Source organism: Roseovarius aestuarii, assembly GCF_019966515.1.
GTDB lineage: Bacteria > Pseudomonadota > Alphaproteobacteria > Rhodobacterales > Rhodobacteraceae > Roseovarius > Roseovarius aestuarii.
Map to the genome: position 1 here is coordinate 1 of NZ_JAIMIB010000025.1, position 15,208 is coordinate 15,208.

Consider the following 15,208-nt stretch of genomic DNA (forward strand, 5'->3'; position numbering starts at 1 on the left):
CTTGGTGGTTACGATGAGCCAGAAACCCTCCCTTATCAAATCGCCTCAAAATGTCCCATGAGCGCTGACGTCAGACAACGTACATACCTCCTTTAATACCACTCATGGGCAATTTTTTCACAACCTTCCAGTTTACTTTTCAGCCAAAGCAGGCTTTGGCAACTGACGCATTGAAAGCCAAGTTTGAGCCCATCCTGTGAGTTGGCTTTTCTTGCTGCGTGCGCACGCAGCAAGGATTCTCGCTGCAAAGGCATAAATTTCAACGCCGTCCTGCGGCAGGAAGAACAGCCATTCAAATATGCCGCAGCAAAATCGAAGTCTGCGATGACCGAGGCGCGTATATGCCGCCCTTGGTCCATGCTCGACGCAAACTGGTCTTGGAGGGCGAACGGCGGGAGGCCGATCGCTTAGCTTTCAAATGTCGATCTTCTCGGCAATGCTCAGAGCGTCTTCAAGTTCAACGCCGACACGCTCACGAACATGGTCTTGTGTGGTGAGGTCAGTGATCTTCAGATTCCGCAACTAGCAAATCATTGATCGAGTGTCGCAATTCAATTTACACATCGCTGCCATTGCACCGACGTGCAACACTTTTGGCAATGACGGGAGGCCATGGAGACCTATCAAATCGTCGTCGGACAAGCGATCTTGCTAGCAAAGTTACCTGCCGGCGCGGCTTGCAATTCTCATAAGTTAATCCATTACACGTGCGTAGGGCTTACATTTTAACTAATTTTTCGTTGGACGCATATTGACCAAAAGTCAAAGTCCGCCTTTCTCTTGAGAGCGAACCCCTCAGCGTAGTGGCAGAAGGGTCGGTTTTTTGAATTTCAGCGTCAGTTCTGTCAGGCAGCAAGCTACATCATTCCGCCCATTTCGCCCATATCGGCCATACCTCCGCTTCCAACGTTCTTAACGGGCCTGTCCGCCACCATTGCTTCGGTTGTTATCAAAAGACCTGCGACCGAGGCAGCATATTCCAGTGCAACTCTGACCACTTTGGTTGGATCAATAATGCCCGCTTTTAGCATGTCCACATATTGCTCGCTCTGTGCGTCAAAACCAAAAGTCTTGCTTTTGTTCTCAAGCGCCTTGCCTACGACGACGGACCCGTCGACCCCCGCGTTTTCAGCGATCTGGCGCAGCGGAGCCTGGATTGCGCGCCGCACTATCTTAATGCCAGCCTGCTGGTCGGCATTCTCGCCCGTCAAGCTAGACAACACTTTGCCCGCATGGACCAGCGCTATGCCACCTCCGGGAACGACACCTTCTTGTACAGCGGCGCGGGTCGCGTTCAATGCATCGTCGATCCGGTCCTTGCGTTCCTTGACTTCGGTTTCTGTAGCACCGCCAACGCGAATAACTGCAATGCCGCCGGCCAGTTTGGCCAGCCGTTCCTGAAGTTTTTCTTTGTCATAATCCGATGTCGTGTCTTCGATCTGTGACTTGATCTGAGCGATGCGCGCGTCAATCTCTGACTTTTCGCCGGCTCCATCAATAACGGTCGTGTTGTCTTTGTTGATGATGACCCTGCGAGCTGTACCGAGCATATCAATCGTGACTTTTTCAAGCTTCATGCCCAGATCGCCCGAGATCATTTGACCGCCCGTGATAATTGCAAGATCCTGCATCGTGGCTTTGCGGCGATCACCAAAGCCGGGTGCCTTCACCGCGGCAACTTTCAATCCCCCGCGCAGTTTGTTGACAACCAATGTGGCCAGAGCCTCGCCTTCAATGTCCTCGGCAATAATCAAAAGTGGTTTGTCAGCTTGAATAACCGCCTCGAGCAGCGGAACGATCGACTGCATTGATGCCAGCTTTTTCTCATGGAGCAGAATAAGACAGTCTTCCATTTCCACCATCATCTTGTCTGCGTTGGTGATAAAATACGGACTTAAGTAACCACGGTCGAACTGCATACCTTCGACCACCTCGGTCTCGGTTTCCAGGCCTTTGTTTTCCTCGACGGTGATCACTCCGTCGTTGCCGACCTTTTGCATCGCATCAGCGATCTGCAGGCCGATATCGGCTTCACCATTAGCCGATATGGCCCCGACTTTCGCGATCTCTGCACTGTCAGCGACAGGGCGCGACATTGCTTTGATTTCCGTGACAACAGCTGCGACGGCTTTATCAATTCCGCGTTTCAGGTCCATCGGATTCATGCCGGCAGCTACTGCTTTCAGACCTTCCTTGACGATGGAATGGGCCAATACGGTTGCAGTTGTCGTGCCGTCTCCGGCCTCGTCATTGGTGCGGGATGCGACTTCGCGCACCATTTGCGCACCCATATTCTCGAATTTGTCCGAAAGTTCAATTTCCTTAGCGACGGTTACGCCGTCTTTGGTGATCCTCGGAGCGCCGAAAGATTTGTCTAGCACCACATTGCGGCCTTTGGGGCCCAGTGTGACCTTGACGGCGGTGGCGAGGGTATTGATGCCGTTGAGCATGCGGTCACGGGCGTCCGTGCCGAATTTGACGTCTTTTGCAGACATGTCGGTATTCCTAATTGAGAAATGTTTAGAGGAGATTGCGAAGTTCAGGCCATGATGCCAAGAATATCGCTTTCCTTCATGATCAGTTGCTCTTCACCGTCGATCTTGATTTCAGTGCCGGGCCATTTTCCGAACAGAATCTTGTCGCCAGCTTTGACGTCCATGGCAATACGCTTACCACCTTCGTCTTTTGCGCCGGCGCCGACAGAGATGACTTCGCCTTCTTGCGGTTTTTCCTTGGCGGTGTCGGGAATGAGGAGACCGCCCGGTGTTTTCTCGTCGCCTTCAATTCGGCGAACCAGAACGCGGTCATGTAGTGGTGTAAATGGCATGGAAATGCTCCTTTTCGGGATTTCCGGGGACAGGTGGCATATTTGCTGAAAAATTGGCACTCGCCACACGAGAGCGCCAATCTTATCAAGATGGCTATCGCTACAAAGCGAAACAATGGGCGATCTGAAGTATATTAACAGGATCTGTCGCACATTGCCCGGACAACCATGTAATCTCGCCTATTTGACCTTCTTTCCCGCAATGGAAATAGGCGGTTTTCCGGCCAGTGAATTCGCCGTTGCAGAGACTTTGGGCTTCTCCTGCTTCGGTTTCTTGGCCTCTTTGTTTCCGCGCTTGCTTTTGCTTTTGGCCATGGTCTTTCCTTCCAAAATTGCAGTGATCCGGTGCCGGGATGGCAGGGTGATGACTGCGGTTATCCACTGACTGCCTTGGGTGGCAGGCAGCGATCTGATTTCTGTTTGCCCGGATCGCTAAACCGCGGCTTCGTCGAGTGCATTTTGTTGACTGCGCGAGATGGTCGTGACCGGTGAACTGAAGAGGGCATGGGCTATAGCAAGGTCTTCAGCCGTGTCGATCTCGGTCCAGTTCAGACCGGTAATATCGAGCGCATGGAAAGGTGCCGTTTTTGCCAGCAATCGTTCATAAGCGGCTTCATAGTAGTCCTGACTATGAGCCTTGTCCTCCATCATCAGCGCCAGCTCGGCAAAGAGCAGTGGGGCGGCTTTGGCACCAATCTTCTCGATACCGATTGACTCGCCTAGGGCCATCTTGGGATCAACGAGTTTGCCAACTTCCAGAACGCGCATTTCGTCATCCGCGACAACTTTCACCTCTTCGGCTTCAAGCGCGATATTGCGGTCGACGCAAAGGACGTTGGGATGATCGCAATCAATGAGGCGCCTCAGGATTTTTGTATCAAACACGACGTCGGCGTCGAACTTCAAAAATTCCGAAACCCCGATGGCACGTGAAGCCAGCATCAGGGAATATCCGGTGTTGGTGTCATGGTACCTGTCGTTGACGACATAGGTGACTCGGATACCGCGGAATGTCTTGTCAACAAACGTTCTGATCTCATCCTCGCGATGACCCAGCACCAAAACGAATTGAGAAACACCACAACTGAGACAGTTCCGGATCATCCGTTCGAGGATGGCAGAGCCGCCAACGGATAGCAGGCATTTGTGGTTGTGATCCGTCAGCGGGCGTAGTCGTGATCCGATGCCTGCAGCCAGAATGACGGCCTTGGGCGCGCGATAGGTTTCATGGGCCATGGGTGATGATGTCCTGTGCAAGCGGCTGTTGAGCGCGCTATTTGTGAATAGGATGTCTGTGATCTTCCTGAATGCTCTGACCTTGGCTTATGGCCCGGTAGATGCCCCAGAACAGTTGACTGGCCGCAAATACCCAAAGCATCGGTTCTAGCTGGTTCAGCAGAAGGGCTGCGGACAGCATGAAGATGAATACACCTTCATCGAAGTGGAATATCTTACGTTGCTCCCTGACAAACCACTTCAGGTTGGCCTGCAATCCAAAGCCGAGACCCGCCTTGGGCGTGACCTGGTTCAGACGGGCCATCCTGGCTGGATAGTAAGGGTCGCGCAGGGTTCCGATTTCTATCGCGATGTATTTCACATAACCGCGCAAACCATAGAATGCGATGCCGATCATGGCCAGAAAGACCGGTGTCACGCTCAGCGACTGCGCATAGGCCGCATAGCCAGCTGCGCCAAACCAGAGTGTTACCTGCAACTGATCCGTCAACCTGTCGAAATAACTTCCGGCATATGATGACACCCGCCTGTAGCGGGCCATCTGTCCGTCCATGCAATCCAATACGTGACTGAGGTGGATCAGGATTGCCGCCGCAGCGAAAAACCAGATGCCGCCAAACACGATGGCAACTGACGCGGCTAGCGCGACAAGAAACGAAGCAGCTGTCAAGCGATTGGGCGTGATCCAGGGGATATCGACCGCTCCATAATTCATGGCCAGCGCGATGGGGGCGGTCACGAAGGAGGACCACCATTCGTCATGCCGGGTTTTTGTGGCCCAGAGTGCTGCTGCTTTCCCGATCATATGCGCGCCTTCGCCAAAGCAGCTTTCTGCGGTTCCAGCATCACAAGATTGGTGTTGGCCCGCCTGATAGGCGCAACCAGATCAGCTGCCTCAGCCTGCAATGTCAGCAATACATCCTTAAGCGAAGCCAAAAAGAACCAGATATCCTCGCGTGACAGTTCCCCAATATTGCCGACCTGAAAGACCTTGCCTGCAAAGCACCCCTTGCCCTCGTAGATGATGATTGATTTTTCGCGGAGCCGCTCGCGAACGTCGCGCACAGTGACAGATGCAGGTACTCGCACAGTGGTGAGCACCGAACACATATCTTTCTCGGCGATCAGGAAATCGAGGTTAAGCTTGCGCATGCCTTCGCGCAGTTGATCCGCCCGCACCCGAATGCGGGCAAAGCGGTTGTTCACACCTTCGCGCAGGATGTTGCTCAGGGCCTGCTCAAGCGCAAAAAACAACGGCACGGCGGGTGTATTCGGTGTTTGCGAACTGGTTCTGAGGAAATCATAAAAAGTGGCCAGGTTCAGGTAGGTGGTCTTCGCCTTGTGGCTCGCAAGCCGGTTGAACTGTTTTTTCCGTCCGATCACGAAGGACAGGCCGGGATAAGATCCAATTGCCTTGGAGCTGGAACCGGTACAGAAGGCGATGTTACAGGTCTCCATATCCACATGCTCTGCGCCCACGCTGCTGACGCCGTCCACGACAAAGATTGCACCGTGGGCCTTGGCCAACGTGCCAACCTCCGCCAACGGGTTCAGCATGCCCGAACAGGTTTCGTGATGTGCCATCGCCACCACGTCAATCTTGTGGCTGGCGAGAAAAGCATCGAGCTGCGCCAGATCAATCACGCTCCCCCATGGCACATCAATCAGATGCGTTCTTTTGTTATGGAGCAGCGACGTCTTGTATAAGCGCTCACCAAATTCGCCATTTGACAGAATTAGGATGCTGCCCCGACCAACAACGGATGACAGGACCGCCTCGTTCGCGGCTGTGCCAGAACCGGTGATCACAACGGCGCGGTAACGGTCGCGGTTCCTGATCTGAAAAAGCGACAGCAGTTTATGTTCTATGCTGGCCAACAGAACGTCAAAATCAGGCTCACGATGGCAGATGTCCTTTTTCGAGATCGCCTTGCGCAGGGTCTCGGCCACATTCACAGGGCCGGGAGTAAAAAGCAGATATTTGTCCAAGAGCGTTCAATCTCCTACGGCTGCAAGGCAAGTGGCCCACAACCGCTTGGTTGTTGTGCGCCCATGAAGGAACTTCGCTCAGGTTGCGAGCAAAGAAATCGAGAGGGGGCATATCGACTTAGAAAACAGCGCCGTGCCTCGGGCTGTAACAGTGTTGTTCGAAAATCGAACATTTTTGGGGGTAAAACAGCTTCATCCAAAAAAATCATGTAGAACCGCCAAAAACGCGGATCGTCAATGGCGCTCTGAAATAGGCATCGTACTCGTCCTCGGTCGCCCCTTTTATATCTTTAGGCAACATGTCCCCAACAGCTTGCTCCTCGGTATATGTTGATCTGCAAGTATAGCCATTCTTTTCAACGCCTTGTCATAAATCGATGCCGTAGGTTTACCAGCGAATCTGCAAGCGCCTGATCTACGTATCACCTCCGAGGCGGTCCATTAGTTACAGGAGCCGCAACCGGTCGCGACTTCGACCCCTTGCATCGCCTGCAGACCCGCTCGCCAATTACTTCGCTCCAGAACGCGCCATTGCAACGACGACAACTGCGCTTTTGACGGGCATCTTTTCTGGGGCGAGACCGCTCCGTCTCCGGAATCATGAATTTGACCATCGGTGCCTCGTTTCGCCTTTTAACGGGTATGCCAAATCGCCAGGTACGCACCGTATCAGTTTCCGTGCCTGTACCTCCCGCTGCCGACAAGAATGCGACTGACTCAGGCTGCAATATTATTCCCAGGACTTTCTGAGCTTTTTGCAGTGCTGCCTCGGCGGCTTTGTGATCTTCGAGTAAATATCGTCGGACAACTGTTGCCATTCTGCTTTCGGCGCTGCGTCGGGTGTCAAGATCGACCGGGGCATTATTCATTATTGTACTCTCTCACATCACTGCGTAGCCGCAGAGCTGACACCAAGGTAAGGCGGGTCTGTGTCAGTTTTCGGGTCGTAAGTCTGCATTCCATCAAGGAACTTGAACAAGTCGCTATCCGTCGAAAGAACGAGAGTCGTTCCTTCAGAAATCATATCTTTGTAGGCCTGCATCGTGCGTGTAAACTCGTAAAACTCCGCAGCCTGGGGGCTGGCATCGTATGCGAGCGCATAAATTTCCGCAGCAGAGGCATCGGCCGCACCACGGATTTCCTCGACCGCACGATAGGCTTCGGACTGGATCTTGTTTAGATCGCGTACGCGATTGCCACGAATGCGCGCCGCCTCGCCATTGCCTTCGGAAAGAAAGCGCTCGGCGATCTGCCGGCGCTCAGAAATCATTCGGTCGTAGATCTTTGGTCGCACGCTCTCATTGTAGTTGATCCGTTTGAACCTTATGTCGAGCAACTCGATCCCGAAGACTCGGACTTTCTGAGCAGCAGCCTTAAATATCTCCTGCTCGACAAGCGCACGGCCCTTCTGGATCGGAACCAGAGAACCGATATCCTGCGCTCGTTCTTCATCCGTCAAAAGTGTGTCACGCAAAGGCGTCCGCCCTCGCGTCGTCCGGATGATCTCGATCAATTCGTGCTTGGCAACGGCATTCCGCGTTTCGCTGCCGAGGATGTCATCAAGGCGTGATTGGGCGCTGCGTTCATCTCGAAGGCGCAGAAAATACTGCAGCGGCTCCGTGATTTTCCAACGCGCAAAAAGATCGACCGAGATATAGAGCTTGTCCTTGGTGGGCATGTCAGAGGGATTACCATCCCACTCCAACACCCGGCGGTCGATCGGATTGACGTCCTGAATGAACGGTACCTTTAGCTTCAGACCAGCGGTCGTGATCGGTTCTCCAACAGGCTTGCCGAATTGGGTGATAATGGCCTGTTCGACCTCGCTGATCGTGTAAACGGCGCTGGATGCAGCGAAAGTTGCTGCAACTGCGATCACGGCGACGATGCCAGGTAGAATTTTCATGGTTTGTCGCCCTGTTGCTGGTCGAGGTTAAGAAGCGGCAGAATGCTACCCGTTGCACCATCGACAATTATTTTTGACCTAATTCCAGGCAGCACTGCCTGCATGGTTTCGATATAAATCCGTCGCCGGGTGACATTTGGCGCTTTTTCATACTCCGCCAGAAGGGCCGTAAACCGGGCGGCATCGCCTTCGGCCTCGTTGACACGTTTCAAACGGTAGCCGTCCGCCTCGCGGATGCGCTGATCCTTTTCGCCCTCTGCCAGCGGGATGATTTTGTTGTATTCGCGGCGCGCCTCGTTGATCAGACGTTCCTTCTCCTGCTGGGCCTGGTTAACCTCGTTGAACGAAGCCTGAACCGGTTCGGGAGGGTTGATGTTCTTCAACTGCACCTGATCAATGCTGATGCCCATGGCGTATTTTGTGGAAAGCGCCTGCATCTTCAAAAGCGCCTCGCTCTCGATTTCCTGCCGGCCAATGGTAATGACCTCGTCGACTGTTCGGTCACCTACGACTTCGCGCATCACGGATTCTGAGACATAGCGCAATGTTGCACCGGGCTCGCGTACCTCGAACAGGAACTTGACCGGATCGGAAATCCGGAACTGCACCACCCATTCCACAAGTGCCGCGTTCAGATCGCCCGTGACCATTTCAGTCTCCCGGCGGCCATCTGTCGGACTTTGGTAGAGATCGCTTGCACCCGGTGTGGTAAAGCCAAATTCCTGCTTCAACTGTCGCTTCACCGGGACAATGGTCGCCAGATCGATTCCGAGTGGTAGCTTGAAATGAAGTCCGGGCGGAACTTCGGCAGAAAATTTTCCGAAGCGCTGTATCACCGCGACCGAGTCGCTCGGGACCGTGTAGTAGGACGACCATGCACCTAAAGCGAGCACCGCCACTGCGCCTGCAGCGATCAGTTTCCTCGTGGGTGGGCGACCACCGGGGAACATTTCACCCAGACGTTCGCGTCCCTGCCGAAGAATTTCATCCACTTCCGGTGGCGCACGTTTTTGTTGATTTTTCCACGGCCCACGGTCTTCGGGGCCATTGTCTTGGGGGGGCATATGCTATCCTTCGCAAATAGGCTTTGATAAGAATATCCCTGCAGACGAGCCCGCCGGGATATATCGATCTTCCTTCGAGGGCTATTCCGCCAGAGTTGGCATGCCCTCGTTTTCGGCGGTTTGGATCATGGAATCTTCTCGGAAACGGCTTCGCGGTTCTTGACGCTCTTCCTCCCGGTCCAACATCTCAATGTCAGACACAGTCGAGCGCGAAGCCGAATATAGATAGCGTATCTGCATTTCGGAGACGCCATCGGCCTCCATCACGAGACGGGTCATCGGATCAGCCAGCATCTCTTCAAGTAAAAAATCGGCGAGGTCCTTGCCCGACAATTTGTCTTTCGCGCGGGCGCTGTTCAAATCCGCCAATGTAACTGTCAGTTTGCGCGCCAGCCCGGGGTGCGATACGCGCGGATGAAGATGCACCACCACACAAGCTTTCCAACTTTCAGGATCCAGATGGTTCGGCGGCGCAGAGAGCTCGGTTTCGAGATCGTATTCTCCCGCCGGTAGTGTTTCACTAAAATCAGGCACGGTGAACGGGCGAACAAAGATGGCAGTGCTTTTACAAAGTGGGCCTTCCATTTGCGCTCTCCCGTTGCTGCAACGCCGGTTCGGCGTCATTAATTTTGAGGAGAAATTTTCCTCTCATCGTTGTTTCTTATGAATCCTTCAGGCCTGCCACGGGCTTTTCAGGGCCGGTTTTGGACGCCTTGGTCTCATGCTCTTTTTCTGATGTTTCCACAGGCTTCGGCTTTAGTACCGCAGCCGCTCTTTTGGTCAGGTCTTTGAAGGACATCATTTGATCCTTTGATTGTATGCAAGTATTTGCAAATATGGTTGATTTGGCGATTGACGACCCGTCGCGTATTCACGACGCTTCGAGGTCGAGGGCAGCCACGCAGGCCTGCGCCAGATCGCGATCTGGAGTTTCTGAACCGGGCATCGTGGCCCAGCCAGCGCTCATCACCGCATCTCGCTGCTTGTATGTTGACGTCTCCCGGATCGTTGCCAGTTTCGCAATGCGGTCAGAGTCGGTACGTGACATATCGAGGCACACGGGAAGCAGCGCCGCAATCACGCTGTCGCGGGACATGGCGTTGGCCATCTTGTTTGCGCCTCCGCCGGTTACCCAGCCGCCCCAGGAAAAACCAACGGTGCCAACAAAGACTGCGCCAATCAGGGCACCGTAGATGCCGGGTTTCAGCCATTCGGGAGTATTCATTTTAAGTCCTCCAGCGGGGAAAGCGCCGCTTCGCTGGCATTTGCGTCATTTGCAAATGCACGGTCGCGACCGAGTGTCGCGTCCAGGTCTTTCTCTGTGGTTGGGCGCATTTCGGTGTGGCCAGCACGGTCGCCTTTCCCTTGCACGATCAGGTAGGTCGCTGTTCTACGATAGGCCTCAAAACTCAGCCCATGCAGAGCTTCTTCTTCGACAATGACTTCATATTCGCCTGCTGGAAAATCGTCTGAGTATCCCGGCAGGGAAAACGAATGAGTAAACGTCACCATTGATCTGGATGACCGCGTGTTCATCTTTGGGCCTCCGCCAATTTCGGTATATGTGTCCGGCGCAAAAGCCGCGTTTCACCCTGGACAAGGGCGCGACAGTGTCAGATCTCCTGTGAACAATACGCTGTACTTCGCAACCGGACGCTGATCGGTGTTAGTGCTCACCTATTTTTTTCGATCAGATCAAAACATGCGGGTCCCAACCGACTATCAGGACGGCCACACCCTTTATCCCACTGATATGCATCAGCGCGTTGCGGCTCCGCTACCTTTACTGTCGTGTTTGTCCGGCGCTGTTTGGCGCCTAATTCAGCGGGAGATCAAGATGGCCGACAAAGCAGTCAACCACCCCGATGGGAACAATTTCGATCGGTTTCTCTACGCCTCGGTTGGCGAAGACAGAAACGGATACGTCGTGACCGTTCTCTCTGCGCTGGCACGACTCGGCCTTGACCCCTGGCAGGAGGCGTCAGAACTTGGTGCGTTGTCGCGCGACGTTGCGCACAATCGTCTTAGCTCTCTGCTGTCCGGCTTTGGTGATGTCCCGGCACTTTTGCTTGAACATGGCTCAAAGGCGAGAGAATTGGCGCATCTATTGCCCCAAGATCATTCCCAAGAACGAAGTCGGCCAGGTTTGTCAGCAATACAGAGGTCGCCAATCTCCGGAGGAGCAATCGTTGCGATCCTATTGGTACTTGCGCAGGTATTCTTCCTCGGCATCGTGGGATCAGGAGAGTGATTTCAACACCTCCCAGCAAAACCAGGTCAGGTGACCGAACGAGATTGACCGCGCACGAAGAGGCAGCCCTTTGGGTGCTTGAAGAGCAGTTCTGGACCGGCGGTTTGGATGGCGCCCGTACGACAACCGCACAAGGTGCGGTCATGATCTTCCCCTATCCGGTTGGTATCCTTCAAGGTGACAAGATTTGGCAGTTTTTGAAACTTGGAACACCGTGGCGATCAGTCAGAATGTCGGATCAGAGCTTTTCACGACGGGGCGACATTGTGGTTCTCGCCTATGGGGTCTCGGCAGAGAAGCCTGATACAGTGATTTACGAGGCGTTCTGCGCGTCAGCCTATCTTCTCGATCATGGGAAATGGATACGACTTTCCCACCAGCAGACTGCCATTTCGTGATCTTGAGAATTGCGAATACGAATTTTCTATCCTGCGGTGGCCATGCTGTGCTGCAAATAGCGGTGCGCCAGGCCTTTAGCTCAGGGTTGAAAACCTGCTCATGCTGCAACCGCAACAAATATGCTGCAGCTGCTAACATACGTCAGTGCGGACAACCGCAGTAACCTACAATGTGCAGCGTGTTCGCCGAATATGCGGCGACACTGTTTTTCCGAGTATCATAGATGCGCTTGAGCTGGACGGGTCCCGATAATGTCTGTCTGGTTCAAGCGCCTCTAGTTCGCGGAAAGTCCAGGAAAGGACAATCCAATGACATCCGAGACAGACAAGATTTCCGAAAAGATGAAAACCGTCAAAAATGCCTGCGATACAGCCCCAACCGGGCTCAAAAAGGACGTGGCCATGAAGCATTATCAGGCTGCGGAAAAGGCCTCAACGGAAGACGACGAAGTCGAGACACTCAAGGAACTCGACGCGGCAACACTTGCGCTTTCATGACACGCATCGTCTGACGTAGTCACCCGGGGATACCTGACGCTTGCCGACGGGTGGCTCTTGTCATTTTAAGATCGGCCCGATGTGATCCAGATATGTCGGGTCGAACTGTGCCAGTGCAACCAGACGATCATAGTTGTCGAACGTCACGTGGCCGTCGCGAAACGTAACCAATTTGTCCTCTCTTAGTTTTCGCAGGACCCGATTGACATGCACCGCACTCAATCCCAAAGCATCAGCGAGATGGTATTGAGTCAGCGGGCAAGCATAACCTCCCTTGCTCCCCATACCGACAAGCGCCAGTCTTGCCCCGAGTTCGAGCAAAAAGTGTGCCATGCGTTCGTCAGCATCGCGACGCCCAAGACCGACTAGGTGTTCGACCACCATCGCCTCATCTCTTGAAGCCGCCCAGAGTATGGCTGTCGCAAGTCGCGGGGTTCGCGCGAAGGCCCCCAAAAGGTCGCCAGCCAGAACTTCGGCAGCCTGGATATCTACAATTGGCTCTATACTGTGATCCGACATATGCAGCAGTACGCTGCGCAATCCCAAAAAATCGCCCGGTATCTGAAAATCGACGATCTGGCGCGACCCGTCGGGCTGGGTTTTGTACGAACACGCCCAGCCCGCGGCCAGAATATACGCCGCTTGCTTCGACTGTCCCTGATGAACAAGGTCACGACCGGCGACGAAGGACCTGCGCCGCTTGTGTAACCGTTCAAGAACCGCAAGCTCGTTCTCGGACAAAGCGACAAAGGCAGAGAGCTTTCGGGTAAGTGGGCTGTTTTGGATCGCGTTCAATAGTTTTTCCAGAATCTTTGAAACCTCACGAAGAAGTCGACTTGGGGACTGCTTTCGATCAGTCCAGCATACCGCAATTCCTGCAAGGATGGCGAAGTTCATCAGGATTCCATTGATTCTTTACCTCCTATCCGCAGGAAGGAACGCATTTGATGCCCGATCATACAGATTACTCAGGATTAGCAGCTCTCTCTATCTGCGAGGCGCTTCTTCTTGCCTTGGGTGATCGCAAACTTCTACCGGAGCGGGAGATCATAAGCATTCTCCGCGATGCCGCGACAACCCATGACAATGCCGTCGGTACAGAAGCCGAAATGGCCACGCACCAGGCCGTTTCCAGTCTGATCAATCAGATCATCGATGGCGGAAACTCGGTTCGGCGACCATGAGTATGGTCACCAAAAGCCAACGTTTCAACCTGCAGGAAAAGGGCGTGTTCATGGAGCTTAGCCCCGAGATCAGGGCTCGATTGAGCAAGATAGCCGAACGGTTCGGCATCATTACCGGTTACGTGGGCAATGCCCGCCAGCCCAAGCAATACCAAACCGAAATATTGGAAAACCAAGATCTGAGACATTTCTCTTTCATACAAAAAGGACGAACCCGATGCGTTATGCGACCAAGACGAAACTTTTGTCAGGAACGGCGCTACTAGCGGTCGGGTTCCTGTCCTCTGCCGTGCTGGCACAGGATGTAACAATTGCCTTTGCCGCAGATGAGCTGGGGGCAACTTCCTACAACCCCGTCACATCGAGCAACCTCAACTCTGCGACATCGCTCATTTATGACAGGCTTGTCGAACAGGATGCCGACCAGTCCTATCACCCACATTTAGCCACGTCCTGGGAAGAAGCCCCGGACGGCATGTCATGGGTCTTTCATCTCAAGGACGGTGTAACGTTTCACGATGGCACGCCTTTCAACGCGCAATCCGTGGCAGACTGGATCCCTGATTTCACCGACACTGAAAACGCGTATCTTGTCGCAGCCATTGAATCGGTTGAAATTGTCGATGACCTGACCGTCAAGCTGGTCATGTCCCGGCCCGAGCCGAACCTGCTATACAACCTTTCGTCTACCTTTATGGGCGTTCCGGGGTCTGCGGCTTACGAAGAAATGGGCGATGAATTCGGCGTCTCCGGCGCGGTAGGTACTGGCCCGTTCAAACTGGATAGTTTTGCGATCGGGCTGGAAACCGTTCTGGTGCGCAATGAAGACTACGCCTGGGCGTCTGATCTGTCAGAAAACCAGGGTGTCGCACATGTCGGACAGATCACGTTCCGGGAGGTTCCCGATCAGTCCACCGCTTTTCTAGAACTGAAAACCGGAGGGATTGACTTGCTTTTGGGCGTTCCCACGGATTTTCTGGAAATCCTGAAAGTCGAAAGCAATATCGCGATCATCCAGATGCCCGGAACGGGTATCAACTATATGCCGATAAATGTGACATCGGCCCCGTTTGACGACATCAAAGTCCGCGAGGCCACTGGCCTGGCTGTCAATCAGGAAGCAATCGTTGCGTCGATCTATAACGGTGTTGGCGCGCCCGCGCATAATTTCCTGATTGGTTCGCTTCCCGAAGCTCAAGTCGATCCCATGCTGAACGTTACCTATGACGTCGACAAAGCAAATACCCTGCTGGAAGAAGCTGGTTGGGTCATGGGTGATGGCAACGTTCGCACGAAGGACGGCACACCCTTGTCGGTCAAACTCTTCACCCAGAACGGCACCGAATTCACTTCGCTCACGCAGGTGATTCAGGCGCAACTGGCCGAGATTGGCATGGAGGCAGTGATCACCGTTTTTGACAGCTCTACCATCCGCGACGAATACAAGAACAACCGGCATCAACTTGCCGTGCGGGGATATGACTGGAACAATTCCGACATTCTGGACTGGTTCTTTTCCGGCAAGCGGCTGGGCTATCCGAACATCTCCATGTGGGAAGACGCCGAAGGTCAGCGCTTGAACGATGTCGCGATGGAGGACAGCAAGAACTCGGATGAGCGGATTGCCAACTTCAAAGCCTATCACGAGTATGTCCTGTCGCAGCATCTCTTTGTACCGATCTACCAGCCCACCAAAAACATTGCTTACAATTCGGATCGGGTGAATGTGCCTGACCCGGTGCGTGGCACACGGTTCCGGTCGCAGACCGTGCTCGACATGACCGTTGTTGAGTAAATCACTTTGCTGATTACGCCCATCCCCGGTTCCGGGGGTGGTTGAGACATGCACCCTGAA

General features: G+C 53.8%; 19 protein-coding genes. 4 read left to right on the plus strand and 15 right to left on the minus strand.

Features of this window, described 5'->3' with window-relative positions; genetic code table 11:
• Positions 1-92 precede the first annotated feature (92 nt).
• The 13 genes from LC334_RS20670 to LC334_RS20725 all read right to left on the minus strand — a co-directional run bounded on the left by LC334_RS20670 (position 93) and on the right by LC334_RS20725 (position 10,558).
• Positions 93-359, minus strand: a complete 267-nt coding sequence (locus LC334_RS20670) for a hypothetical protein (RefSeq protein ID WP_085802314.1) — start codon at positions 357-359, stop codon at positions 93-95.
• A 498-nt stretch (positions 360-857) separates the two neighbouring features.
• The gene (gene groL, locus LC334_RS20675) at positions 858-2,495 is read right to left on the minus strand and encodes a chaperonin GroEL (RefSeq protein ID WP_085802315.1); all 1,638 of its coding nucleotides are present in this window, start codon (positions 2,493-2,495) and stop codon (positions 858-860) included.
• Between the two features lie 44 nt (positions 2,496-2,539).
• The gene (locus tag LC334_RS20680; RefSeq protein ID WP_085802316.1) at positions 2,540-2,827 is read right to left on the minus strand and encodes a co-chaperone GroES; all 288 of its coding nucleotides are present in this window, start codon (positions 2,825-2,827) and stop codon (positions 2,540-2,542) included.
• A gap of 180 nt (positions 2,828-3,007) precedes the next feature.
• Positions 3,008-3,142 (minus strand): hypothetical protein, encoded by a 135-nt coding sequence (locus LC334_RS23145; protein WP_263286593.1) that lies wholly within the window; start codon positions 3,140-3,142, stop codon positions 3,008-3,010.
• A 117-nt stretch (positions 3,143-3,259) separates the two neighbouring features.
• Positions 3,260-4,063: a phosphocholine cytidylyltransferase family protein gene (locus LC334_RS20685; RefSeq protein WP_085802317.1), complete on the minus strand. Its 804-nt coding sequence runs from the start codon at positions 4,061-4,063 to the stop codon at positions 3,260-3,262.
• A 37-nt stretch (positions 4,064-4,100) separates the two neighbouring features.
• Complete coding sequence (locus LC334_RS20690) at positions 4,101-4,868, minus strand: CDP-alcohol phosphatidyltransferase family protein (protein WP_085802318.1); 768 nt, start codon at positions 4,866-4,868, stop codon at positions 4,101-4,103.
• Positions 4,865-6,052 (minus strand): pyridoxal-phosphate-dependent aminotransferase family protein, encoded by a 1,188-nt coding sequence (locus LC334_RS20695; RefSeq protein ID WP_085802319.1) that lies wholly within the window; start codon positions 6,050-6,052, stop codon positions 4,865-4,867. The genes LC334_RS20690 and LC334_RS20695 overlap by 4 nt, the downstream gene beginning before the upstream one ends.
• A gap of 886 nt (positions 6,053-6,938) precedes the next feature.
• Positions 6,939-7,958, minus strand: a complete 1,020-nt coding sequence (gene hflC / locus LC334_RS20700) for a protease modulator HflC (RefSeq protein WP_085802320.1) — start codon at positions 7,956-7,958, stop codon at positions 6,939-6,941.
• Positions 7,955-9,022 (minus strand): FtsH protease activity modulator HflK, encoded by a 1,068-nt coding sequence (gene hflK, locus LC334_RS20705; RefSeq protein WP_085802321.1) that lies wholly within the window; start codon positions 9,020-9,022, stop codon positions 7,955-7,957. The genes hflC and hflK overlap by 4 nt, the downstream gene beginning before the upstream one ends.
• A gap of 81 nt (positions 9,023-9,103) precedes the next feature.
• Positions 9,104-9,607, minus strand: a complete 504-nt coding sequence (locus LC334_RS20710; RefSeq protein ID WP_085802322.1) for a hypothetical protein — start codon at positions 9,605-9,607, stop codon at positions 9,104-9,106.
• 76 nt (positions 9,608-9,683) lie between these two features.
• A complete protein-coding gene (locus tag LC334_RS20715; protein WP_176237783.1) occupies positions 9,684-9,821 on the minus strand; it encodes a hypothetical protein in 138 nt (45 codons plus the stop codon).
• A 72-nt stretch (positions 9,822-9,893) separates the two neighbouring features.
• Positions 9,894-10,247, minus strand: coding sequence for a hypothetical protein (locus LC334_RS20720; protein ID WP_085802323.1), 354 nt, complete (start codon positions 10,245-10,247; stop codon positions 9,894-9,896).
• Positions 10,244-10,558: a hypothetical protein gene (locus LC334_RS20725; RefSeq protein ID WP_085802324.1), complete on the minus strand. Its 315-nt coding sequence runs from the start codon at positions 10,556-10,558 to the stop codon at positions 10,244-10,246. Before LC334_RS20725 ends, LC334_RS20720 begins: the two co-directional genes overlap by 4 nt.
• Positions 10,559-10,859: 301 nt before the next feature.
• Between LC334_RS20725 and LC334_RS20730 the strand changes: the two genes are divergently transcribed.
• The 3 genes from LC334_RS20730 (at position 10,860) to LC334_RS20740 (ending at position 12,169) form a co-directional block, all read left to right on the plus strand.
• On the plus strand, positions 10,860-11,273 hold the full coding sequence (locus LC334_RS20730) for a hypothetical protein (protein WP_139836538.1): 414 nt from the start codon (positions 10,860-10,862) through the stop codon (positions 11,271-11,273).
• Between the two features lie 44 nt (positions 11,274-11,317).
• On the plus strand, positions 11,318-11,671 hold the full coding sequence (locus tag LC334_RS20735; protein WP_085802326.1) for a hypothetical protein: 354 nt from the start codon (positions 11,318-11,320) through the stop codon (positions 11,669-11,671).
• 309 nt (positions 11,672-11,980) lie between these two features.
• The gene (locus LC334_RS20740; protein ID WP_085802327.1) at positions 11,981-12,169 is read left to right on the plus strand and encodes a hypothetical protein; all 189 of its coding nucleotides are present in this window, start codon (positions 11,981-11,983) and stop codon (positions 12,167-12,169) included.
• A 60-nt stretch (positions 12,170-12,229) separates the two neighbouring features.
• On the opposite strand, the gene LC334_RS20745 is transcribed toward LC334_RS20740, so the two are convergent.
• Together LC334_RS20745 and LC334_RS20755 are read right to left on the minus strand one after the other, a co-directional pair.
• Positions 12,230-13,066 carry a Crp/Fnr family transcriptional regulator gene (locus LC334_RS20745; protein ID WP_085802328.1) on the minus strand — a complete coding sequence of 279 codons (837 nt, stop codon included), beginning with the start codon at positions 13,064-13,066 and terminating at the stop codon, positions 12,230-12,232.
• A 247-nt stretch (positions 13,067-13,313) separates the two neighbouring features.
• Entirely contained in the window at positions 13,314-13,541 is a 228-nt protein-coding gene (locus LC334_RS20755; RefSeq protein ID WP_139836539.1) for a hypothetical protein, read from the minus strand.
• 29 nt (positions 13,542-13,570) lie between these two features.
• Between LC334_RS20755 and LC334_RS20760 the strand changes: the two genes are divergently transcribed.
• Positions 13,571-15,148 (plus strand): ABC transporter substrate-binding protein, encoded by a 1,578-nt coding sequence (locus LC334_RS20760; RefSeq protein WP_085802330.1) that lies wholly within the window; start codon positions 13,571-13,573, stop codon positions 15,146-15,148.
• Positions 15,149-15,208 lie beyond the last annotated feature (60 nt).

Bases quoted from the DNA above. Each gene is read 5' to 3' on its own strand.
- LC334_RS20710 (WP_085802322.1), bottom strand. From the start codon at position 9,607: ATGGAAGGCCCACTTTGTAAAAGCACTGCCATCTTTGTTCGCCCGTTC.
- LC334_RS20670 (WP_085802314.1), bottom strand. From the start codon at position 359: ATGGACCAAGGGCGGCATATACGCGCCTCGGTCATCGCAGACTTCGAT.
- LC334_RS20760 (WP_085802330.1), top strand. From the start codon at position 13,571: ATGCGTTATGCGACCAAGACGAAACTTTTGTCAGGAACGGCGCTACTA.
- LC334_RS20725 (WP_085802324.1), bottom strand. From the start codon at position 10,558: ATGAACACGCGGTCATCCAGATCAATGGTGACGTTTACTCATTCGTTT.
- LC334_RS20715 (WP_176237783.1), bottom strand. From the start codon at position 9,821: ATGTCCTTCAAAGACCTGACCAAAAGAGCGGCTGCGGTACTAAAGCCG.
- groL (WP_085802315.1), bottom strand. From the start codon at position 2,495: ATGTCTGCAAAAGACGTCAAATTCGGCACGGACGCCCGTGACCGCATG.
- hflC (WP_085802320.1), bottom strand. From the start codon at position 7,958: ATGAAAATTCTACCTGGCATCGTCGCCGTGATCGCAGTTGCAGCAACT.
- hflK (WP_085802321.1), bottom strand. From the start codon at position 9,022: ATGCCCCCCCAAGACAATGGCCCCGAAGACCGTGGGCCGTGGAAAAAT.
- LC334_RS20755 (WP_139836539.1), bottom strand. From the start codon at position 13,541: ATGTCTCAGATCTTGGTTTTCCAATATTTCGGTTTGGTATTGCTTGGG.
- LC334_RS23145 (WP_263286593.1), bottom strand. From the start codon at position 3,142: ATGGCCAAAAGCAAAAGCAAGCGCGGAAACAAAGAGGCCAAGAAACCG.
- LC334_RS20690 (WP_085802318.1), bottom strand. From the start codon at position 4,868: ATGATCGGGAAAGCAGCAGCACTCTGGGCCACAAAAACCCGGCATGAC.
- LC334_RS20680 (WP_085802316.1), bottom strand. From the start codon at position 2,827: ATGCCATTTACACCACTACATGACCGCGTTCTGGTTCGCCGAATTGAA.
- LC334_RS20745 (WP_085802328.1), bottom strand. From the start codon at position 13,066: ATGAACTTCGCCATCCTTGCAGGAATTGCGGTATGCTGGACTGATCGA.
- LC334_RS20730 (WP_139836538.1), top strand. From the start codon at position 10,860: ATGGCCGACAAAGCAGTCAACCACCCCGATGGGAACAATTTCGATCGG.
- LC334_RS20740 (WP_085802327.1), top strand. From the start codon at position 11,981: ATGACATCCGAGACAGACAAGATTTCCGAAAAGATGAAAACCGTCAAA.
- LC334_RS20685 (WP_085802317.1), bottom strand. From the start codon at position 4,063: ATGGCCCATGAAACCTATCGCGCGCCCAAGGCCGTCATTCTGGCTGCA.
- LC334_RS20720 (WP_085802323.1), bottom strand. From the start codon at position 10,247: ATGAATACTCCCGAATGGCTGAAACCCGGCATCTACGGTGCCCTGATT.